Origin of the sequence: Streptomyces sp. A 4/2 (genome assembly GCF_940670765.1) — a bacterium.
Taxonomy (GTDB): Bacteria; Actinomycetota; Actinomycetes; order Streptomycetales; family Streptomycetaceae; genus Streptomyces.
In genome coordinates this window covers 152,437-174,310 of sequence record NZ_CALNVW010000037.1, presented here as the reverse complement: position 1 = coordinate 174,310, position 21,874 = coordinate 152,437, and the positions used below count along the sequence as shown (strand labels likewise).

Here is a 21,874-nt window from a genome sequence, read left to right as displayed (position 1 = left end):
GGTCTTCGGTGCCTCCGACGGACCACGCGTGAACCGGTCGGCCGATTCTCCGGCTTGATGTCGGTTACGGCTGAGGGTCGCCACCGCTCTCGGACGGCGCCCCTCAGCCATGCCGACAGCCCTGCGTTTCACGTCGCGTCATCCACGATCTCGTTGAATAGGTCGCGGCCCATCACGGTGAGACGAGGCGCTGCTCAATTCGGGCGCATACCGTCGTGGCGCGCCCGTCCGTGTAGGGGCTCAGGTACGTCAGGGCCTCTGCCCAGTAGGTCCGGGCGGCCTCGGGCTCGTCTGCGTGGACAGCCGTCGCCAGGTGGTCCAGCTCTACTGCGTGCTGCCACGTGTTGCCCAACTTGCCGTGCGCTGAGGCCGCTTACCAGTGGAAGGCAGCCGCCGGGCTGCAGTCTCCTCGTACGACTCGGCGACTTCTGCGGCGCCACCGAGCAGCCAGTTCAACTGTCCGGGGAAGCGGAACACGTTGTCCGGGCGGCGCCAACCCGACGGCCGGAACCCCGCGTGGTTCACGTAGTGGAGTCCGATCGGCCCGGTGCCGATTCCGGCGATGTCCTTGAGGCTGCCCGTCAGCGGCCAGCGGATCGATTCGGGGCTCACGTCGCTCGCTGCTGCTGTCGATGGCGAGCAGCGCGAACCGGCAGCAGCACCATTACCCCGGACGTAATCGACCCCTCCCCCGAAGCGCGGCAGGCTGAGGGCATCCGAAGTCCGGGAGGCGCACTCCTCCCGGCCTTCGGAGCCAGATCCCGTACGACCGCACCGGAGGCTGATTCACCATGTCCGTTCACGAGACCGCTGTCACCCGTTACCTCGAAGCCTGGAACGCCGGAAGCGCCGAGGACATCGCCAAGGCCGTGGCCGCGGCCTGGAGCGAGGACGGCAGTTACACCGACCCGATGGCCGACGTGGCGGGGCACGAGGGGATCGCGGCCGTGATCGCCGCGGTCAAGGGGCAGTTCCCCGGCTTCGAGTTCCGGCAGCTCGGTGCGGTCGACGGCCACCACGACATCGCGCGCTTCGGCTGGGAGCTGGTGTCCGTCGCGGACGGCTCGGCGCCCGTCGCCGGTTTCGATGTGATCGCGCTCGCGGAGGACAACCGCATCCGTACGGTGCACGGCTTCCTGGACCGCGTTCCGGCGGCCTGACAGGTGCCCCCGTAGAGGGTCCTGGGTGCCGACGGCGTCCAGGGCCCTCCGGCGCATACGCAGGGTCGCGCCGAGCCGACGTGCTCGGCGAGGCGATCCGGCCGCCCCGAGGCAGAATGGCGTTATGCCTGAATTGCCGGAGGTCGAGTCCCTCGCCCGGTTCCTGGCCGACCACCTCGTCGGCCGTTCCGTCGCCCGCGTGTACCCGGTCGCCTTCCATGCGCTCAAGACCTACGACCCGCCCCTGACCGCGCTCGAAGGGCGCCGGTTCGACGGCGTGACCCGGCACGGCAAGTTCCTCGATCTCCGGGCCGGTGACCTGCATCTGGTCATGCACCTCGCCCGAGCGGGCTGGGTGCGCTGGACCGACCGGCTACCGGAGGCACCACCCCGCCCCGGCAAGGGGCCGCTGGCGCTGCGCGTGAGGCTCACGGAACCCGGCAACGGTGAGCCCGACAGCACGGGGTTCGACGTGACGGAGGCAGGCACCCAGAAGCGGCTCGCGGTGTACGTCGTGCACGACCCGCAAGAGGTGCCCGGTGTCGCACGGCTCGGGCCCGATCCGCTCTCCCGGGCGTTCACCCCGGCCGCCTTCACGGAGCTGCTGGCGGGGGAACGCCGCCAGATCAAGGGCGTACTGCGTGACCAGACCGTGCTGGCCGGGATCGGGAACGCGTACTCGGACGAGATCCTGCACGCCGCGCGGATGTCCCCCTTCAAGCTGGCCGCCAAGCTCTCCGACGAGGAGGTGGCCCGCCTGTACGGAGCGATCGGCACGACGCTGACCGAAGCGATCGAGCGGTCCCGCGGGCTTGCCCTCCGGGACCTCAAGGCGGAGAAGAAGACCGGGCTCCGGGTCCACGGCCGGAAGGGTGAGCCCTGCCCGGTCTGCGGGGACACGATCCGCGAGGTGTCCTTCAGCGATTCGGCGATGCAGTACTGCCCGACCTGCCAGACCGGCGGGAAGATCCTGGCGGACCGGCGGCTGTCCCGGCTGCTGAAGTAGCACTCGTAGTCGGGGAGCCGCCGTCGCCGACAGCTGACGTGCGCGGCCGTCGTCCGTCCGCGCGAGAATGGTGGCTGCCGGGAACCGGAGGAGACCGTCCCGCCGAGCCGTGGGGTGCCCGTCCTGTGAACGAAGCTTCGGACCTGCTCGCCCAGTTGGAAGCTGTCGGGCCGTACTTCACGGTGGAGCACGGCGAGCGGCCCGACAGCGAGGGGTTCCTGCCGGTCAGCGCCCTGTACGCGGGCGAGGGCGTGCTCGATTCGTATGTGTCGGTGTACGCGCGGCGGATGAGGACCGACCAGCCGCGGGTGGCCGCATCGACCTTCCAGCTCGGGTTCGCCTCCCGGCTCTGGTCGATCGCGCTGGGTTCCGTGGTGCTGTCCGGGCGGGTGCCGGACCTCTCGCCCGACCGGCTCCGGCTGCGGCTCACCGAGGACGGGCCGGTCGAACTGTGGCTGCCGGAACCGGCTCTCGCCGCTCTCGGGCCACGTCCCTCCCCCGCTGACGGCACCGGGAGCGCCGACCTGCCCGAGGAGGAGCGCCGCTCCGTCGACGCGGTGCACGCGGCCGTGGCCGCCACCCATCTGCGACCGCTGCACGACACCCTCCGCGCGCGGTACGGGCTGTCGCCGCAGGTCCTGTGCGGTAACGCGGCATCCGCACTGGTCGGAGCCCTGCGCGTACTGAACGGCCGGCGCCCGGACACCGAGGCACGGGCCACCGCCCTCGTCGCCGCACTGCTGGAACGTGAACCGCTCGCGGGCAGCGGGGAGTTCATCGTCGAGGAGGGGCTGGGCTTCGCCTACCTGCGCAACAGCTGCTGTCTGTACTACCGGGTCCCGGGCGGTGGGCTCTGCGGCGACTGCGTACTCCGGCGTTCCCGCCGTCGGCGGGCGGTCTGACCGTCACCGGCTCATGTACTGTGGCCCTCTCCACAGCAGTGGACCGCACAGCAGTGGACCGTATCCAGGAGGTGAGACCCATTACCGCTCCAGCAGGTCGGGGACTCCCCCTCACGGTCGTCAGGTCCGTCTGAGACACAGGTCCGTCTGAGACAGATGGCCGAGGGAGCCCCACAGGTATCCCGAAAGGCTCACATGCCGGTCTCACCGTCACCTCTGCCGTCGCCCCTCCCGCCTCTGCCGTTCTCCGCCGTCGTCAGCAGGCTTCGCGCCGCGGGCTGCGTGTTCGCCGAGGACGAGGCGCAGTTGCTGCTCTCCACCGCCGGGTCCCCCGCCGAACTCGCCGCCATGGTGGACCGCCGGGTGGCCGGTCTGCCGCTCGAACACGTCCTGGGCTGGGCGGAGTTCCGGGGGCTGCGGATCGCTGTGGACCCCGGCGTCTTCGTACCCCGCAGACGCACCGAGTTCCTGGTCGAGCAGGCCGTCGCGCTCGCCCCGCCGGGGGCCGTCGTCGTCGACCTGTGCTGCGGTTCGGGCGCGCTGGGCGCCGCGCTGGTGTCGTCGCTCGAAGGGGCCGAGCTGTACGCGGCCGATGTCGACCCCGTCGCGGTCCGGTGCGCCCGCCGCAATGTCGCCGCTGCGGGCGGCCGGGTCTACGAGGGCGACCTCTACGACCCGCTGCCCGCCTCGCTGCGCGGCCGGGTCGACGTGCTGCTGGCGAATGTGCCCTACGTACCCACCGAGGAGATCGAGCTGCTGCCCACGGAGGCGCGCGTGCACGAGGCGCGGGTGGCACTGGACGGCGGCGCGGACGGGCTGGACGTACTGCGGCGGGTGACCGCCGCCGCACTGCCGTGGCTGGCGCCCGGCGGACATCTGCTGTTCGAGACCAGCGAGCGGCAGGCCCCACGGGCCGTCGAGACCGTCACCGACGCCGGGTTGGTGCCCCGGGTGGCCACGGACGAGGAGTTGTACGCCACCGTCGTCATCGGGGCCCGGCGCGGCACGGGTCGCCCCGGACGGACGGCGTGACCCGTGGCTGGACGGAGTGGCCCCTGGCCAGGATCGGTGGGAAACGCAGCAGGCCCGGGAGGGTGTGCCGTCCCCGGTGGCCGCGGGACGCCCGCGGCCACCGGGCCGGTCGGTGTCAGAGCCCGTAGCGGATCAGGTAACGGACCATCCGGCAGGTCACGTCCGACGGCGGGTGGATCCCGACGAGGGTCGCGGTGGACCGTATCTTGCGGTTCGGCGCCTGCTGCGGCCGGTAGACGCCCGCGTCGAGCAGGGCGATGGCCAGGCGCATCGCCTTCAGCCGGCGGTTGTGCGAGATGTACCAGTCACGTGGCTTTCCGGCGGGCAGGGGCTTCTTGAGAAGGGGCTCCGTCGTGATCGTGGCAACAGCCATCGGCGGCCTCCAGGCACTGGTGGTGGGACCCTCTGGAACTCCCTCTATTTTACTGCCCACCACTGACAAAAGCCCCTGGCCAGGGGCGCTCTGACGCACCTTCCGGCAGCCTGTCCGGCGCCCCTTCCGACGTGCCCTCCCGGCTGCCTCTCGCGTACCTGGCGGCGTACCGTGGAGCGCATGGAGATCTGGATCAATCCCGCCTGTTCCAAGTGCCGCAGCGCGGTGGAGCTGCTGGACGCGGAAGGCGCCTCGTACACCGTCCGCAGGTATCTGGAGGACGTGCCGACCGAGGACGAGATCCGCGAGGTGCTCGGCAGGCTCGGGCTTGAGCCGTGGGACATCACCCGGACACAGGAGGCGGACGCCAAGGCGCTCGGCCTGAAGGACTGGCCGCGTGACGCGGGGGCGCGGGACCGGTGGATCGGCGCGCTGGCCGGTCACCCGAGGCTGATCCAGCGCCCGATCATCACGGCGGACGACGGTACGGCGGTGGTGGGGCGTACGGAGGAGGCGGTCCGCGACGCGCTCGGCCGGTAACGCCCGCCCCACCAGCCCTCTGCAACACGCTTCAGCCGAGCTGCTTCTCCGCCTCGGCCAGGATCTCGGTCAGCCGCAGCCCGAACCGCACGTCGCACGGGTGCGGTTGCCCGGTGCGTACGGCGGCGAGCAGCGCGTCGACCGCGGCGGTGAACGGCACCCGCGGGCCTCCGCCGCCCTCCGGCAGCGTCGCCACGCCCTGGTCACCGCGGAACTCCACCGTCGCGCCCGCTGCCTTGGCGGGTGCGCTGAGGCTGAGCGTCGCCGAGCTGGAGGCGCCCGAGGTGTGGCGCAGCGCGAGGTGCACCGTGTCCCCGGGGCCTCCGGCCGCGGTCACCTCCGTCACGTCGCCGAGCACCGGCAGCAGTACGGAGAGCGCGTGCGGGCCCACGTCCCACAGGCCGCCCTTCTCCTTGCGCCACGGGGACGCCGCGTACGGGCTGTCCGCGCCGGGTGAGAACAGCGCGCCCAGCCACTGGGCCCAGCCCACGAACCAGCCCTGCACTGCCGCCTGTTCGGTGATCCAGTCGGCCACCGCGGGGGCGAAGCGCAGGGTGCAGAAGACCACGGAGGCGACCCCGGCGCGTTCCGCGGCGGCGACCACCTCGCGGGCACCCTCGACCGTGGTGGCCACCGGCTTGTCGAGCAGCAGGTGGCATCCGGCCGCAGCCGCGCGGGCCGCGAGCGGGGCCTGGATGTCCGGCGGGAGGGCGATCGCGACGGCGTCGCTCGCGGCGAACAGGGCGTCGACGTCGTCGTACGCGGTCGTGGAGTGCGCCAGGGCCAGCTCGGCCGCCGCTTCGGGGCGCCTGCCCCAGACCCCGCTGAATGCGATGTCCGGGTGGGCGGCGAGTGCGGGGGCGTGGGTGGTCTGTGCCCAGGGGCCGGTGCCGAGGAGTCCGATGCGCGGCTTCGTGCCAGGTGACTTCGTCATGGGGGCCAGTCTCAGCCATCGGCCGAGGTCAGGGACGGGCGGGGAGGGCAGATGACAGAGGGCCCGTAGGGAAACATGCCGTTCACACTCGGGCAACGGACGGGAAATCGCGGATTGCGATGCTTCGGCACGGAACCGCCGCACCCGCCGGCACTGCTGCACCGCAAAGGACGACGTCGTGACTTTCAAGGCCGAGTACATCTGGATCGACGGCACCGAGCCGACCGCCAAGCTCCGTTCGAAGACGAAGATCATGGCCGACGGCGCGGAGCTGCCGATCTGGGGCTTCGACGGGTCGAGCACCAACCAGGCGACGGGCCACAAGTCCGACCTGGTGCTCAACCCGGTGTTCAGCTGCCCGGACCCGATCCGCGGAGGTGCCCACGTACTCGTCCTGTGCGAGGTCCTCGACGTCGACATGAAGCCGCACGCCTCCAACACGCGTGCCGCGCTGGCCGAGGTCGCGGACCGGTTCGCCGGGCAGGAGGCGATCTTCGGCATCGAGCAGGAGTACACCTTCTTCGACGGCCACCGCCCGCTCGGCTTCCCCGAGGGCGGTTTCCCGGCCGCGCAGGGTGGCTACTACTGCGGTGTCGGCGCCGACGAGATCTTCGGCCGGGACATCGTCGAGAAGCACCTCGACCACTGCCTCCACGCGGGCCTGGGCATCTCCGGGATCAACGCCGAAGTGATGCCCGGCCAGTGGGAGTTCCAGGTCGGCCCGCTGTCCCCGCTGGAGGTCTCGGACCAGCTGTGGATCGCGCGCTGGCTGCTGTACCGCACCGCCGAGGACTTCGGTGTGACGGCGACGCTGGACCCGAAGCCGGTGAAGGGCGACTGGAACGGCGCGGGCGCGCACACCAACTTCTCCACGAGGGCGATGCGCGAGGGGTACGACGCGATCATCACCGCGTGCGAGTCGCTGGGTGAGGGCTCCAAGCCGATGGACCACGTCAAGCACTACGGCGCGGGCATCGACGACCGGCTGACCGGCCTGCACGAGACCGCCCCGTGGAACGAGTACGCGTACGGCGTCTCCGACCGTGGTGCTTCGGTGCGTATCCCGTGGCAGGTCGAGCGGGACCGCAAGGGGTACATCGAGGACCGGCGCCCGAACGCGAACGTCGACCCGTACACGGTGACCCGGCTGGTCGTGGACACCTGCTGCACCGCGCTGGAGAAGGCCGGTCAGGTCTGATCCGCCGGCAGTCGCAGAGGGTCTGGTCCGGGGGCACCCGCCACTACGGCGGGCGCCCCCGGGCGTGTTCGGGACGTCCCCGGGCGTGTTCGGGACGTCCCCGGGCGTGTTCGGCACGTCCCGCGTGCCCCGGGGGCCTGCTGCCGCCCGGCGGTATCTGGTTCAATGGGCACATGGCCCGCTTCCAGAACACCTCGACCGGTCGCAGCGACCTCGAACCGTTCTGGCCGTCCCGTCAGCATCATGACTTCGACCGAGTGTGTTGCCGCGCGACACAGGCGCCGGCCCCCTAAAACCTCTTCGAAGCCTTCGGCCGGCGCGCACGACGTACGTCCCCTCGACGACCTCTCCGCGCGAAAGAGCTGACCACTCATGGCTGACACCCGTTCCTTCTCCGCTGCGACCGCCACCCCCGTCCCTGCCCAGCGGCACCGGCTGCGGGCGGTGGACCGGGACGAGGTGGTCCCGGTCGCCGACTTCCTGCCGCCGGGTGCCACCTGGCTGCCCGCACCGCAGCACACTCTGCCCAGCATCCCCGGCCAGCCGCCGATGATCGGGTACCTGGTGCTCGTACCGGCCGATCACCGGCCCGCCCCGGCTCCGGCCGGTAACAGGCCCGAAGGCCCGGTCGTGATCGACACCGTGGAGCGCACGGCTTCGGTGGACGGGCGGCTGCTCGATCTGACGTACCTGGAGTTCGAACTGCTCGCCCACCTCGTGGCACATCCCCAACGCGTGCACAGCCGGGACCAGTTGGTGACCACCGTGTGGGGCTACGGGCATGTGGGCGACGGCCGGACCGTGGACGTCCATGTGGCCCGGCTGCGCCGCAAGCTGGGCAGCGAGCACCGGCACACCATCCACACGGTGCGCCGGGTGGGGTACAAGTACGCCCCCTGACCGCCCCGGCGGCAGCGCGCGTGCGCCCCACGCCCGGCGACCGCGCGCGTGAGCCCCGCATGTCCTCTGGAGGACATGCGGGGCGCACGCGGCCCGTCACGGTTCACACACCGGTGGCGACCCGCCGCTCCTCCCCGTGCTCCGCCTCCGGCAGCCGCGAACCACCCTTGGGTGTACGCCAGTTGCGCTCACCCAGCAGCGTCATCACCGCGGGCAGCAGCACCATCCGCACGACCGTCGCGTCCAGCAGAACCGCGACCGCGAGGCCGACGCCCATCTGCTGCATGTCCTGCATGGAGAGCGTCCCGAAGACCGAGAACACCGCGACCATGATCACGGCCGCGCCGGTCACCGCGCCCGCCGTCCGCCGGATGCCCTCGTCCACCGCCGCCCGTGTGGTCATCCCCCGGTCGTGCGCCTCCCGGATCCGCGACACCACGAACACGTGGTAGTCCATCGACAGTCCGAAGAGGACGACGAGGACGAACAGCGGCAACCAGGACTCGATCGCGCCGACCTTCTCCGAGCCGATCAGCGAGGCGCCCCAGCCGTGCTGGAAGACGGCGACCATCACCCCGTACGCGGCGGCCACCGAGAGCAGGTTGAGCAGCACCGACGTCACCGCGATGACGTACGAGCGGAAGCAGAACAGCATCAGCAGGAAGGTCACCGCCGTGATGAAGGCGAAGACCGGGACGATGCCGTGCTTCAGCTGGCCGGTGAAGTCCACCGATCCTGCCAGGTCCCCGGTGACGTACGCGGTGGCTCCGGTCCCTTCGAACGCCGCGGGTACCCGGTCCTCGCGCAGTTTCGTCAGGTCGGCCCGGCCGCCGGGCAGCGGTACCTCGATCTCCGCGACGTTCTGCCGCTGGTGGACGGTCACCTTGTCGGACGCCTCCTCGAAGGTGGCGAGCGCCTTGCGTACCCCGGGCGAGCCGATGTCGGCGGCCTTGACCACGACGTTGGCCGGGGCGGGGCCGCCGGGGAAGGTCTGCGCGATGTGCCGGTAGGCGACGGACAGTTCCGACGACGAGCCGAACTGCTTCTCCAGGCCCAGCGATTCGGTCTTCATGCCCAGCGCGGGCGCCGCGAGTGCGAGCAGGACGACCACCGCGCCGACCGCGAAGAACGCGGGCCTGGCCAGGACCGGCCGCAGCAGTTTCCCGGCGACCGCCCCGCTCTGCCGGGCGCCCCTCCTGCCCCGGCTGTTCAGCAGCGGTACGCGGCCCGCGTCGATCCGGTCGCCCAGCCAGGACAGCAGTGCGGGCAGGACCGTCACCGAGCCGAGCATCGCGATGAAGACGACCATGATGGTGGCGAGCGCGAATCCCTTGAACAGCATCAGCCCGGACAGGAACATCCCCGCCATGGCGACCATCACGGTGAGCCCCGAGACGAGTACGGCCCGGCCGCTGGTGGCCGCCGCGATCCGCAGCGCCGTCTCGGCGTCGTGTCCCGCGGCCCGCTCGTCCCGCTCGCGCCGCAGATAGAAGAGGCAGTAGTCGACGCCGACGGCGAAGCCCATCAGGAACATCACGGAGTACGTGGTCTGGAAGAGGTGCAGCTGGTGGCTGGCGAGCGACAGCAGCCCGAACGCGGCCATGCACGCGGTGAGCGCGAGACCGACCGGCAGCAGGGCCGCCACCACGGCTCCGAAGGCCACCAGCAGGATGCCCAACGCCAGGGGTACGGCGGTGAATTCGGCCGTCCGGAGGTCGCTGGAGAGGAGATCGGAGAGCTGCTTGCCCGCGCTGGCCTCGCCGAACTGGTAGATCTTCACGTCCGGCCGGTGCGCCCGTACCCCGGCCACCGCGTCGATGACGGGCTGCACCCGGTCGGCGGAGGTGGCCGCGTCGCCCTTCATGTCGAAGGTGATCAGCGCGTCCTTGCCGTCCTTCGAGGGGACGGGCTCCGCGAGGTTCTGTGCCGCGCCGGTCCTGTGCACCGCCGTCCGCAGGTCGGCTGCCGCCGCCCGCCAGTCGCCGGCGCCCTGTCCGGAGACCATGACCATCTCACCGGCGGGGCGGGTGAGGCCCGCGTCCTCCAGGATCTGCGCGGCCCGCGCCGAGTCACCCGCACCGTTCTCCGACTCGGACATGTCGACCATGCCGGAAGCCCCGCCGATGCCCGTGGCGAGCACGACGAAGAGCAGCCAGCCGAAGACGGCCGTCTTGCGGTGGTGTGCGCTCCACACACCGATACGAGCCGCGAGGTTGAGCCTCATGGCGTGTCTCCCCCAGAAATATGCGTCGGTTGATTGGGTCTCCACGCTAGGAACGGGACGCACGCCGCCCCAGCCGTCGAGGCCCCCTTCCGGAGAGCCGTAGGGCGAGGCCGGTGGGGTGTTGCCAGGTACACCCCCGTCCGGGGGCCGGGCCCAATGACCTGGCCTGCCGTTGCGGTCACACTGGGCGCAGGCCGGTGACACGTCCGGCCGGGAACGAGGGGAACATCATGAAGGCGACCAAGCCGACCAGGGCGGCGAAGGCGCGCGACGCCGTGGTGGCGGCCGGACAGGGGCTGGCGCTGGGGCTGCTCTCGCTCATCGGGTCGGTCACGCTCTACACCCTGGCCGTCACCTCGATCGCCCTGATCCCGGTCGGGATCGGTGTCCTCACCACGCCCGCCGTACTGAAAATGGTCAGGGCCCACGCCAATCAGCGGCGGCTACTGGCGGCCTCGTGGGCGGGGACGCGCATTCCGTTGCCGTACCGGCCGCTCCCGCAGGGCCTGCGGCCCGGGATCACCGGACAGGTCGAGCGCTGCACCTTCCTGCTGAAGGACCCGGCCACCTGGCGCGACCTCCTGTGGATGCTGGTCGACATGTCGGGTGGCGCGGCCGTCGCGCTGCTCGCCCCCGGGCTGCTCGGCGAGGGAATCTTCGGGCTGGTGATCTTCCTCGGCCTGTGGAAGCCGCTGAGCAACGGCGGTACCGAGAGCTTCTGGTTCGACTTCGTGCCGGTCAGTGACTCGACCACGGCCCTCTTCGCCGGGCTGGTCGGTCTCTGCTGGATCGCGCTCGGGATGCGCTTCGGCCGTCAGCTGGTGAACCTGCACTTCAGCATCACGAAGGGGACGCTCGCGCCCACCAAGGAGGCCGAGCTGAGCCGGCGCATCGACCGGCTCACCGAGACCCGGCACGACGCGGTGGACTCCTCGGCCGCCGAACTGCGCCGGATCGAGCGGGACCTGCACGACGGGGCGCAGGCCAGGCTGGTCGCGATGGGCATGAACCTCTCCACCGTCGAGGCGCTGATCGAGAAGGACCCGGCGCAGGCGAAGAAGTTGCTGTCGATGGCCCGCGAGTCGTCGGCCGAGGCCCTGACGGAACTGCGCGACCTGGTGCGCGGCATCCACCCGCCGGTACTGGCCGAACGCGGTCTCGGGGACGCCGTTCGGGCTCTGGCGCTGCGGCTGCCGGTGCGGACCGAGGTCGAGGTGGACATGGACGGACGGCCGGAAGCCCCGGTGGAGTCGGCCGCCTACTTCGCGGTCAGTGAGACGCTGACGAACGCGGTCAAGCACTCCGGTGGTGACCGGATCTGGGTGGACATCCACCACGCCGACGGGATGCTGCGGATGTCCGTCACCGACGACGGCCGTGGGGGTGCGGTGATCGGTAAGGGGTCGGGGCTGAGCGGAATCGAACGCCGACTGGGTACATTCGACGGCGTACTGGCCGTCAGCAGCCCTGCCGGCGGCCCGACCATGGTGACGATGGAGATTCCGTGCGCGTTGTCCTCGCCGAAGACCTCTTCCTCCTGAGAGACGGCCTGGTCCGGATGCTGGAGGCGTACGACTTCGAGATCGCCGCAGCGGTCGAGACCGGCCCCGAACTGACCAGAGCACTAGCGGAGTTGCAGCCGGACGTCGCGGTCGTCGACGTCCGGCTGCCGCCGTCGCACACCGACGAGGGCCTCCAGTGCGCCCTGGCCGCCCGGCGCGCCCGACCGGGACTGCCGGTCCTCGTCCTGTCGCAGCACGTGGAGCAGCTGTACGCGCGCGAACTGCTGGCCGACGGCACCGGGGGCGTCGGATACCTGCTGAAGGACCGGGTGTTCGACGCGGACCAGTTCATCGACGCGGTACGCCGGGTGGCCGCGGGCGGTACGGCGATGGACCCGCAGGTCATCCAGCAGCTGCTGTCCCGGCGCGCCCAGGACAAGCCGGTGGGCAGCCTCACGCCCCGGGAACGGGAAGTGATGGAGCTGATGGCGCAGGGGCGTTCCAACGCGGCCATCGCGGGTCAACTCGTGGTCACCGAGCGGGCGGTGGCGAAGCACACCTCGAACATCTTCGGCAAGCTCGGCCTGCCGGTCTCCGACGACGACAACCGGCGGGTGCTTGCGGTGCTGGCCTATCTCGACCGAGGCTAGCGGTCCCTGCCTGGCTGTCATGGGTGTGGGCCCGGGGGAGAGATTCCCCCGGGCCCACACCCTGCGCCGTTCGTCGGTACGACTCAGGTGGTGCTCAGCTCACTTGGTGAACGCAGCGGTGCCGTTCGGGGTGCCGAGACCGGTCGGGCCGTCGTAGCCCGCGCCCGCCTTGCAGAGGTAGTTGCCACAGCTGCCGTTGGCGCCGGAGGTGACGTCGTTGAGCGAGGAGGTGTGGGAGTACGGGAACGAGGCCGGGACGGTGCCCGAGGCCGGGGTGCCCGCGAGGGCGTACACGGATGCGATGATCGGCGACGAGGCGCTGGTGCCGCCGTACACGTTCCAGCCCTGGTCCTGGTAGCTGTCGTACACCGCGACCCCGGTGTACGGGTCGGCCACCGCGGAGACGTCCGCGACGGAACGCTTCGCGCAGCCGGTGTCCTTCTGCCAGGACGGCTTGGCGTCGTAGGCGGAGCAACCGGAGCCCGCGCCTTCACCGCCGGAGCTGGAGCCCCAGACCGACTCGGACCAGCCGCGGCTGTTGCTCGCGGTGCTGAGCGAGGTGCCGCCGACGGCGGTCACGTACTTGGAGGCCGCCGGGTACTCGGTGCCGTAGCCGCTGTCACCGGAGCTGACGGTGATGGCGACGCCCGGGTGGTTGAAGTACGAGGAGTCCGCGCTGGTGTCGGTGGAGTCCTCCGAGCCGCCGTAGCTGTTGGAGACGTACTTGGCGCCCATGGTGACCGCGCGGTTCACCGCGGTGCCGAGGTTGGCCATGGTCGCGGACTTCGCCTCGACCAGCAGGATGTGGCACTGCGGGCAGACGGCGCTGACCATGTCGACGTCGAGCGAGATCTCACCGGCCCAGCCGGCGTCGGCCGTCGGGTAGCTGGTGCCACCGTTCTGGTCGACCTTCTTGAAGCAGCCGTTGGCCGTGGTGCAGGCCGGCAGACCGTACTGCGAACGGTAAGTGGCGAGGTCCGACTCGGCGTTGGGGTCGTCCTGGGCGTCGACGATCGCCACGGTGGCACCCGAACCGCCGGTCGGCAGGTTGTAGGCGCTCTTCAGGTCGGAGGGGCCGTAACCGGACGGGGCGGCCTTCGGGCTGACGCCGAGGTGCTGCATCACATCGGTGCGGGCGAGAGCCAGGCACGCCATCATGCCGGGCTTCGCGGGCTGGGCACAGACCCGCTGCACACCGGCACCGGCCGACGGTGCGTTGGTGGTCTGCGCGGAGGCGGCGGGGGCCACCGCCATCATTCCGCCGGTGACCAGTGCCGCGGCCGAGATCAGCACGGTGCCGGCCTTGCTCGTCAGTCCCGCGAGACCAAGGGTTCTCTTCGCGTTCAAGGAACTTCCCTCCATGGGGGGTTGAATCGTCCGGTGGGGACGATCGGAGGTGCCTGTCGAACCTGTCGCAATCCTGTCCGGTGCATGACAATGCACGGAACGGGATGCCACCCGGTTCAGTGGTGGCAGCAACGAAGTTAGAACGCCTGCCCGTCTCCTACAACAGGTGTGTGGCAAGCCTGAGGTAAAGGCTTGCCCCCGAAATGGGTTGGATCACCGGCGGTCCCGGGCCGCCCTCACCCGTATACGGTGGCGGCCATGGAGTCGGACGAAGAGTCGGTCAGCGAGCTCGTCGAACTCGGCCTCTCACGCTACGAGGCACGTGTCTACCTCGCTCTGGTCAGGCGTGATTCGTACACAGCGGCGCAGGTCGCCCGTGCGGCCGACGTACCGAGACAGCGGATCTACGACGTGCTCGACGGGCTCGTCCGCGCCCAACTCGCCGTCGCCCACCGGGGTAAAGTCGCCACCTTCGGCGCGGTGGCACCGGAGCTCGCGCTCGCCCGGCTGATGAACCGGCGCCGGGAGTCCCTGGAACAGATGGAGCGGATCTCGGCCGGGCTGACGGCGACGCTGCTGCCGCTCTGGTCCGACGGGCGCGTACACACCGATCCGCTCGACTACATCGAAGTCCTGCGCGACCCGCGGCAGATCGCGGACCGGTTCGCGGACATCCAGGAACAGGCCACCAGCGAGCTGCTCACCTTCTGCATGCCTCCGTTCGTCGCACCGGCCGCCAACACCACGGGCATCAAGGCGACCCGTCGGCTGCGCCGCGCCAACGGGACGGTGCACGCGGTGTACACGCACGACGCGCTGGCCGACGCGGAGGTCCTGGAGAACGTCGAGCGCTTCAGTGAAGCGGGCGAGGAAGCCCGCTTCACCGAGACCCTGCCGCTCAAACTCGTCATCGCCGACGCCTCGTTGGTGCTGTGCGACATGCCCGACCCGGTGGCGGGAACCGGCGAGACCACCGCCCTGTTCATCGAGCACCCGGCGCTCGCCGCCTGCCTGCGCCTCGCCTTCCAGACCGTGTGGCACCAGGCGACGACCAGGCAGCACATATGGAACGGCTAGGCCGTGTCGGGAAAGCAGCGTCGTCCGGCCGGCGCGGCTACCGCCGGGTCACCCGCACCCCCGTGACCCCCATCAGGCCGGCCAGCGGCACCCGCGCCGAGGTCTGTTCGGGGCTCACCGCCAGTCCGTCGGCCCGCAGCAGATCGAGCAGCCGCTCGGCCAGCGGCATGACCATGTGGCGCCCCCAGCAACGCTCGTTGGCATGACCGAAGGGCAGATATCCCGGGTGGTCGTCGGGGTCGGCACCGGTCCACCGCTCGGGGCGGTACGCGTCGGGGTCGTCCCAGATCGCCGGGTCACGGTGGGTCAGCAGCGGCAGCATCAGTACGTCGTCGCTCACGCCGATCCGGTCGTCCAGGGCGGCGAACTCCGGGGAGGCCACCCGCAGCAGGTTCCACGAGGGCGGCAGCAACCGGAGGCTCTCCAGCAGGATGTCCCGGTTCGACACGTCGTCGGGGAAGGGCGATCCGAGCCAGAGGGCGTTGGTGACGAGGGCGGAGACCGTGAAGCAGACCGGCGCCGCGGCCCTGCGGTACAGGCCCATGGCATGACGGCGGTCGCCGTAACTCGCGGCGGCGGCAGTGAGGGCGGCGAGTCCGGACACCGGCGCGTCCGGACCGGCGAGAGGGAACGCGGCGCCGGTTCCGATGACCGTCCAGGTCAGTTTGGGCGTCAGTTCCAGCTTGCGGTCCATGAGAACACGCAGTCGAAAAGGGTCGGAGCCGAAAATAAGATCGCGAAGATAAGTATGCCCCACGTGCGGCCATTCCCCGGAAAGATCGACCGGAGCAGGGTCGGGTTTCCTCAAAGCGGCCCGGACGTCCTGAGAAACAGCCCGCATCAGGGCGGACGATTCCGGCCTGGTGATGGATCTTCCCTGCAATGGTTTGAAGGTGGGGCGTTCGAATTCATTGGCCGGCCTGCTGCGGAGAATCTCATCGATCAGGGCAGGTCCCGCAACCCCGACGGTCCCCGAATCCAGGCGGAACACCTCGGCGCCGCGATGTTCCCTGAGAAGAGCTTCGATTCGCGGCGTGAAAACCGTGGTCCGGGCACTCCTGTCCGTACCTGAAATATGCATGGGAAATCTCCAAGGGCAGGAGGCCTGCGCCCGGCAGGACCGGTGAACGGCCCCGCCGGACATCGACCAGAATACGAACTACCAGGTCAAAGCCGTGTTATCACCAGGGAACGCCCCGTGGGCAACACCGGAGACCTGCACTCGTCCAGGCGGCCGAACGCCTGCTCAGTACCAGATGTACCAAGCGTAGGACTTCAGGTTCTTCTCGGGCCGGATCTTATTCTTGAGGGAATGAATGAGCTTCATGACAGCACCTCCGGTTAACGGTGAACTGACCGAGTCAAATATATGACTCCGATGGATAAATTGAATCCCGGCAGTTGAGATGCCGTCAATGTAATGCAGATCACTCGGCGCATATGCGCATTGCATGTTTCGTTCCGGACAGTGGTCAAAATCAGGCGAAACGAAGGCAGTCAACCTTCCCGGAGCCGGATCGGATACCCATCTCCGCAGGACGCCAATCCTCTGATCGTCCCGCACTTGATCGTCTGCCGGTGCGCCCCATTGCTCCACCCCCTCCTCGTCATTAACGTGCGCAGCGCATGCACCTGTCGTCGCACGCGCAGTCACCAGCGGTTACGGACCACCTGACGAGCCACACGAGGAGTGCCCATGCCTGAGCTGTCGAGACGTACGCTGCTGAGCACCGCGGGGGCGATCGGGACCGGAGCGGCGCTCGGCGGCCACACCCCCGCCGTCGCAGCCGGAAGCACACCCGCCTCCCCCGTCGCGCACCTCTCCCCCGCCGAACCGGCCCCGCTCGACTCCGGCCCGGCCCGCGCCGCCCTGCGGCGTCTACTGCCCCACCACGCCGACCAGTTCCACCTCACGCTCCTCACCGGCAAGGAGCGGTTCCGGGTCACCGGCTCCGCCGGCCGTATCGAGGTCGCCGCCACCGGCCCGGCCGTCGCGCTGACCGGAGTCCACTGGTACCTCAAGTACGTCTGCCGGGCGCACATCTCCTGGAACAGCTCCCAGCTCGCCCTCCCGCAGCGGCTGCCCGCCCCCGGCAAGGCGGTGGAGCAGTCGGCGACCGTCCCGCACCGCTTCGCCTTCAACGACACCCACGACGGCTACACCGCCCCGTACGCCGACTGGGCCCACTGGGAGCGGACCCTCGACGTCCTCGCCCTGCACGGCTGCAACGAAGTGCTCGTCACCGCCGGTCAGGAGGCCGTCTACCACCGGCTGCTCCAGGACTTCGGGTACTCCGACACCGAGGCCAGGACCTGGTTGCCCGCCCCCTCCCACCAGCCCTGGTGGCTGCTCCAGAACATGAGCGGGTACGGCGGCCCGCTCTCCACCGCGCTCATCGCCGCCCGCGCTGCGCTGGGCAGGAAGATCGCCGACCGGCTGCGCGAACTGGGCATGCACCCGGTGTTCCCCGGCTACTTCGGGACCGTCCCCGACGGGTTCGCCGACCGGAATTCCGGCGCCCGGGTCGTCCCGCAGGGCAGCTGGAACGGACTGCGGCGCCCCGACTGGCTCGACCCGCGGACCAAGGCGTTCGGCGCGATGGCCGCCGCGTTCTACCGGCACCAGTCCGAACTCTTCGGCCAGGCCGCACACTTCAAGATGGACCTGCTCCACGAGGGCGGCACCCCGGGCGACGTGCCCGTCACCGACGCCGCGCGCGCCGTCGAGACCTCCCTGCGCGCCGCGCACCCGGACGCCACCTGGGTGATCCTCGGCTGGGGGCGCAATCCGCGCCCCGAGGTGCTCCAGGCGATCGACACCGACCGGATCCTGATCGTCGACGGACTCTCCGACATCGACACCGTCACCGACCGCGAGAAGGACTGGGGCGGGGCTCCCTACGCCTTCGGCACCATCCCCAACTTCGGCGGCCGTACGACGATCGGCGCCGACACCGACCGCTGGACGGAGAGGTTCACGGCCTGGCGCGACAAGCCCGACAGCGCGCTCGTCGGCACCGCGTACATGCCGGAGGCCGCCGAGCGGGACCCCGCGGCCTTCGAGCTGTTCAGCGAACTCGCCTGGCGTACCGAGAAGATCGACAGGGCCGGGTGGTTCAGCCGGTACTCCACGGTGCGCTACGGCGGCGACGACCGTCAGGCGAAGGCGGCCTTCGCCGCGCTGACCACCACCGCGTACCAGCTGACCACCACCGACGGCCGCCCCGTCGACTCGCTCTTCTCCCGCCGTCCCAACGTCAACGGGTCCGTCCACGACGCCTTCGACACCGCCCGGTTCGACACCGCGTTCGCCGCGCTGCTGGGTGTGGGCGCCTCGCTGCGCGGCTCGGACGCGTACCGCTACGACCTCACCGATCTGGCCAGACAGGCGCTCGCCGACCGGGGCCGGATCCTGCTGCCGCAGTTGCGCGCCGCCTACGCGAACAAGGACACGGACACCTTCCGCGCGCTCGCCGCCCTCTGGCTGAAGCTGATGCGGCTCGCCGACACCATGGCGGGCTGCCACTCCGCGTTCCTGCTCGGCCCCTGGCTGGAGGAGGCCAAGCGCTTCGCCACCGCCCCGGCCGAGGCGGGGCACCTGGAGTGGACGGCCCGCACCCTGCTCACCACCTGGGCCGACCGCACCGCCGCCGACCACCTCAGCAACTACGCCAACCGCGACTGGCACGGACTGCTGAGCGACGTCCATCTGCCGCAGTGGCAGGCGTACCTGGACGAGCTGACGGCCGCCCTGACCGAGGGCAGGGCCGCCAAGTCCTTCGACTGGTACCCGGGCGAGGAGAGCTGGACCCACCGGACCGAGTCCTATCCGGTACGGGCCACGGGCGACGCCCACCGCACGGCGCAGCAGGTGCACGACACCCTCGCCGCCGCCCCGTACCAGGGCAGCGCCACCGTCTCGGCCGACCCCGTCGTCTTCTCCCCGGGCAGCACGGGCACGGTCACCGCGGGCTTCCGCAATCTGAACGGGCTGCGTGCGACCGGCCGCGTCGACTTCACGCTGACCGGTCTGGACTCCCTGCTGAAGAGCGCCGACTCCCTGGAAAGCGTTCCGCCCGGCGGCACCGGCTCGGTCTCCTGGCGGGTGACGGCCCCGTCCGAGCCGCTGACGACCCCGCTGCGCCCGATGCCGTACACCCTGCTCACCCGGTTCGGACCGCGCGGCGGGACCCCGGTGGGGATCCGGCAGCAGAGCGCGGTGTACGTGGCGGCCCCGCTGGACCCGGTCTGGCGGACCTTCACCAGCAACGCGGCCGTGTTCGGGCAGCTCGGCGAGCGGCTGGCCGTCAACGGCGGTGGGCAGGACCTGTGGAAGGGCACCACGGAGTTCGGCACGGCCTTCCGCGCCGGGGCGATGGCGGACGGGAAGAGCGTGACCGTACGGGTCGACTCCCAGGACAACACCGGGAGCTGGGCCCGGTGCGGGCTCGTCGTACGCAACAGCCTGGCCACCCCCGGATCGGCGGGCTTCCTCAATCTGGCGGTCACCCCCGGTCAGGGTGTGGTGCTGTCGTACGACACGAACGGCGACGGGACGCTGGACACCTACAAGCGCCTCACCGGCATCGTGGCGCCGGTGCTGCTGCGGCTCTCGCGCGCCGACGGGGAGTACACGGGCGCCTGTTCGACGGACGGCGGGAAGAGCTGGCGGACGGTCGCCACCGTCACCGTGCCGGACAGCGCCGCCGTTCAGGACGCGGGAATCTTCATGAGCGCCACGAACGGGGGCGGCGATGTGCGTGGCACCGTGAACTTCAGTGCATGGAAGGTGAGTTGACCGGTCGGCAGACCGTATCGGAGCAACCTCCCGAGGGGTGGGCGACCTCTCGGTGACCGGCGCACGGGCGCCCGGAGCGGCACACGCTCCGGGTGCCCGGTGCGCGCCGGAGCAGCACCGGTGGAACGGCCCGGCGGAAGAGCGGCGGGGGGCCGCAGGAGCGGCCCGGCGGGTGACCAATCCCCCCGTCCGCTCGTTCTGCTGAACGTGCAGCCACAGGATGTCGCCCCCCGTCACGCGCCCCGGTCCGCCTCCGTCGACGCCGAGCAGGCCGAGGCCGCGCTCGTCGAGCACTATCCACGGCTCGTCCGGCTGGCGTATCTCGTTCTGCCGCCCTCACTCGGCCGCCACCGCCGGGCACTGACCGCGCACTCCCTCGCCCAGCGCTCCCTGCCGCGCGGGCGCGTGGCGGGCGACGATTGCGTCCCGCCGCCGCGCCGCGCCGACGGCCGCGACCCCGGATACGTGTATCTGCGCGGGCGGGTGCTCACAGCCGCGCTGGAAGCCGCGGCCCCGCGGCGGTGGACGGCGTGGCCCAAGCGCGCCCAGCTGCCGCCCGTGCTGCCCCTGGTCTGGGGACTGCGGCTCTTCCCGCGCTGCGGCGGCGCCGATGAACTCGCCCTGGAGCAACGGCTGTCCGGGCTGTCCGGGCCCGCGCGCGCCGCCTATGTGCTGCGCGGTCTTGAGCGGCTCGACGACGGGGAAGTGCTCAGGGCCCTCAGGGCCGCGGGCGTCGCGGACCCGAAGGCCGCGCTGGCGCGGGCGGCCGGGGCCGGCGCGCAGTTCGAACTGCTGGCGTCCGCCGAGTTCGACCCCTGCGCGCTCCAGGCGAGGCCGACCGATCTGGTCCGGCGCAGGCGGCGCACCCGTGCGGCGCTCGCCGCGACGGCGGCGGTCGTGGTGTGCGGGGCCCTGCTGGCCCTGCCGGACGGCGGTCTGGGCGGCGACGGGGCGGCAGGGCCGTCGTACGCCCGTAACGCCGTCTCCGAACAGGCCCTGCAACCGGCCAGGTTGGGGCGGGTGGCGGCCTTCGCGTGGAAGACGTCGGCGCGTATCGACTTCTCCGCGTGGCCCACCCGCGGCGACCGGGCCGGTGACACGGCGCTGCTGCGCCGCGCGCTCGCCGTCTGGGCCCGGCCGGGCGACACCGTACAGGTCTCGGCGACCCCGGGGACCCCCGCCGGACCTCCGATGGGCGCGCCCCAGCTGCTGTACGCGGGCACGGTGGACGATGCCGTCGTGGTGCTGTTCTACGACGGACTGCGGGTGGTGCGGTACGCCGAGTCGAAGGACGGCGGCGCCGCTGCCGCGCTCGACTTCGCCCGGGTGGACGGCGCGGACGAGGCCGCGTCGGACGCGCTGGTCGTCGGCCGTACGGACGGCAACGTCCGCTATCTGACGGCCCCGTGGGTACGGAACGTGGACGTACGGGATCTGCTCACCCCGAAGGGTGTCACGCTGCCTCTGCGGCGGACCGCGGACGGGGTCACCGACCCGGTGCGCAGCCCGGACACGAGCCGTAGCTGCGCCTCGTGGAACGCGCTGACGATGCAGGACGGCGCGGGGAAGCACCTGGTGACGGACCTCGGTGAACTGACCCCGGCCCGGCTGGTGTCGGGTCCCCCGGGCAGGCCGCACGATGTCACCGGGGCGGCGGACCGGGCGAGCTGGGCGCACACGGCCTGTCTGCTGCCCGCGGTGCGCTCGCACGGCGTACGTGCCGTGAACTCCTGGCAGTTCGCGACCCAGCAGCTCCCCGAGGCCAACGGCGGCGCGGCCTGGCTGTGCACCCGCGCGGAGACCTGGCGGGGCACCGGCAGCCGGGTGCTCGCGGAATTCCTGACTCCCGGCGGCAAACCGTCGGCGCCGGGTGCGGTGGTGGCCCGCGCGGAGGACTCCCCGGCGTGCGGCACCCGGCAGCCGCGGGCCCTGGCGGGCGTGCTGTGGAAGTCACGGGGCGGGCACTGGTACGTACTGGCCGCGGGCAGCCGGCAGATCACCTCGCTGGCCACGACGGGCGAGGCGACCGGCAGCACGGTGGGCAGGCTGCTCGCCGTACCGGCGAAGCAGGGCGCGCAGGCGCAGCTGAGCGGGCGGCTCGTGGACGGGACGCGGGTCACCAGCCTGCGGTGAGCGCGCCCGCCGAGGGGCCCTCGGGGCCGGGCTGCCGCTGCGGTCGGGGCGCCGTCGAGGGAGTGTTCGCAGTCGAGGGAGTGCGTGCAGGGGCCTGT

The 21,874-nt window shown here is 71.1% G+C and carries 19 protein-coding genes; 12 read left to right on the top strand and 7 right to left on the bottom strand.

The genetic code is table 11. From position 1 onward, the window contains the following. Nucleotides 1-324: 324 nt before the first annotated feature. Nucleotides 325-612 carry a hypothetical protein gene (locus NBY69_RS27710; RefSeq protein ID WP_250304643.1) on the bottom strand — a complete coding sequence of 96 codons (288 nt, stop codon included), beginning with the start codon at nt 610-612 and terminating at the stop codon, nt 325-327. A gap of 179 nt (nt 613-791) precedes the next feature. On the opposite strand from NBY69_RS27710, the gene NBY69_RS27705 reads away from it, so the two are divergent. The 4 genes from NBY69_RS27705 (at nt 792) to NBY69_RS27690 (ending at nt 4,100) form a co-directional block, all read left to right on the top strand. Then, nucleotides 792-1,160, top strand: coding sequence for a nuclear transport factor 2 family protein (locus NBY69_RS27705; RefSeq protein WP_250304518.1), 369 nt, complete (start codon nt 792-794; stop codon nt 1,158-1,160). Between the two features lie 124 nt (nt 1,161-1,284). Next, on the top strand, nt 1,285-2,166 hold the full coding sequence (locus NBY69_RS27700; protein ID WP_250304517.1) for an Fpg/Nei family DNA glycosylase: 882 nt from the start codon (nt 1,285-1,287) through the stop codon (nt 2,164-2,166). Nucleotides 2,167-2,291: 125 nt separating this feature from the next. Next, nucleotides 2,292-3,068, top strand: a complete 777-nt coding sequence (locus NBY69_RS27695; protein ID WP_250304515.1) for a (2Fe-2S)-binding protein — start codon at nt 2,292-2,294, stop codon at nt 3,066-3,068. Between the two features lie 195 nt (nt 3,069-3,263). Then, nucleotides 3,264-4,100, top strand: coding sequence for a putative protein N(5)-glutamine methyltransferase (locus NBY69_RS27690; protein WP_250304513.1), 837 nt, complete (start codon nt 3,264-3,266; stop codon nt 4,098-4,100). Nucleotides 4,101-4,215: 115 nt separating this feature from the next. Here NBY69_RS27690 and NBY69_RS27685 read toward each other — a convergent pair whose 3' ends face one another. Further along, on the bottom strand, nt 4,216-4,473 hold the full coding sequence (locus tag NBY69_RS27685; RefSeq protein WP_250304511.1) for a hypothetical protein: 258 nt from the start codon (nt 4,471-4,473) through the stop codon (nt 4,216-4,218). A gap of 180 nt (nt 4,474-4,653) precedes the next feature. On the opposite strand from NBY69_RS27685, the gene NBY69_RS27680 reads away from it, so the two are divergent. Further along, a complete protein-coding gene (locus tag NBY69_RS27680) occupies nt 4,654-5,013 on the top strand; it encodes an arsenate reductase family protein (RefSeq protein ID WP_250304510.1) in 360 nt (119 codons plus the stop codon). A gap of 31 nt (nt 5,014-5,044) precedes the next feature. Here the strand turns inward: NBY69_RS27680 and NBY69_RS27675 are convergent, their stop codons facing one another. Beyond that, nucleotides 5,045-5,947, bottom strand: coding sequence for a Gfo/Idh/MocA family protein (locus tag NBY69_RS27675; protein ID WP_250304508.1), 903 nt, complete (start codon nt 5,945-5,947; stop codon nt 5,045-5,047). A 178-nt stretch (nt 5,948-6,125) separates the two neighbouring features. Here NBY69_RS27675 and glnII point away from each other — a divergent pair, with 178 nt between their 5' ends. Then, nucleotides 6,126-7,145, top strand: coding sequence for a glutamine synthetase (gene glnII, locus NBY69_RS27670; RefSeq protein ID WP_250304507.1), 1,020 nt, complete (start codon nt 6,126-6,128; stop codon nt 7,143-7,145). A 372-nt stretch (nt 7,146-7,517) separates the two neighbouring features. Next, nucleotides 7,518-8,045 carry a winged helix-turn-helix transcriptional regulator gene (locus tag NBY69_RS27665; protein WP_250304505.1) on the top strand — a complete coding sequence of 176 codons (528 nt, stop codon included), beginning with the start codon at nt 7,518-7,520 and terminating at the stop codon, nt 8,043-8,045. 103 nt (nt 8,046-8,148) lie between these two features. Here NBY69_RS27665 and NBY69_RS27660 read toward each other — a convergent pair whose 3' ends face one another. After that, nucleotides 8,149-10,269, bottom strand: coding sequence for an MMPL family transporter (locus tag NBY69_RS27660; RefSeq protein ID WP_250304503.1), 2,121 nt, complete (start codon nt 10,267-10,269; stop codon nt 8,149-8,151). 230 nt (nt 10,270-10,499) lie between these two features. On the opposite strand from NBY69_RS27660, the gene NBY69_RS27655 reads away from it, so the two are divergent. Further along, entirely contained in the window at nt 10,500-11,810 is a 1,311-nt protein-coding gene (locus NBY69_RS27655) for a sensor histidine kinase (RefSeq protein ID WP_250304501.1), read from the top strand. After that, the gene (locus NBY69_RS27650) at nt 11,774-12,421 is read left to right on the top strand and encodes a response regulator transcription factor (protein ID WP_250304499.1); all 648 of its coding nucleotides are present in this window, start codon (nt 11,774-11,776) and stop codon (nt 12,419-12,421) included. Before NBY69_RS27655 ends, NBY69_RS27650 begins: the two co-directional genes overlap by 37 nt. Before the next feature lie 99 nt (nt 12,422-12,520). On the opposite strand, the gene NBY69_RS27645 is transcribed toward NBY69_RS27650, so the two are convergent. Then, nucleotides 12,521-13,678, bottom strand: coding sequence for a S53 family peptidase (locus tag NBY69_RS27645; RefSeq protein WP_250304640.1), 1,158 nt, complete (start codon nt 13,676-13,678; stop codon nt 12,521-12,523). A 348-nt stretch (nt 13,679-14,026) separates the two neighbouring features. Here NBY69_RS27645 and NBY69_RS27640 point away from each other — a divergent pair, with 348 nt between their 5' ends. Next, nucleotides 14,027-14,845 (top strand): TrmB family transcriptional regulator, encoded by an 819-nt coding sequence (locus NBY69_RS27640; RefSeq protein ID WP_250304497.1) that lies wholly within the window; start codon nt 14,027-14,029, stop codon nt 14,843-14,845. Nucleotides 14,846-14,882: 37 nt separating this feature from the next. On the opposite strand, the gene NBY69_RS27635 is transcribed toward NBY69_RS27640, so the two are convergent. Beyond that, nucleotides 14,883-15,926, bottom strand: coding sequence for a cytochrome P450 (locus NBY69_RS27635; protein ID WP_250304494.1), 1,044 nt, complete (start codon nt 15,924-15,926; stop codon nt 14,883-14,885). 165 nt (nt 15,927-16,091) lie between these two features. Continuing rightward, nucleotides 16,092-16,172, bottom strand: coding sequence for a tryptorubin family RiPP precursor (locus NBY69_RS37695; protein WP_353961845.1), 81 nt, complete (start codon nt 16,170-16,172; stop codon nt 16,092-16,094). Nucleotides 16,173-16,541: 369 nt separating this feature from the next. Between NBY69_RS37695 and NBY69_RS27630 the strand changes: the two genes are divergently transcribed. Both NBY69_RS27630 and NBY69_RS27625 read left to right on the top strand, forming a co-directional pair. Beyond that, nucleotides 16,542-19,643, top strand: coding sequence for an alpha-N-acetylglucosaminidase (locus NBY69_RS27630; protein WP_250304493.1), 3,102 nt, complete (start codon nt 16,542-16,544; stop codon nt 19,641-19,643). Between the two features lie 207 nt (nt 19,644-19,850). After that, complete coding sequence (locus NBY69_RS27625) at nt 19,851-21,776, top strand: hypothetical protein (RefSeq protein ID WP_250304491.1); 1,926 nt, start codon at nt 19,851-19,853, stop codon at nt 21,774-21,776. The last annotated feature ends 98 nt before the right edge of the window (nt 21,777-21,874 follow it).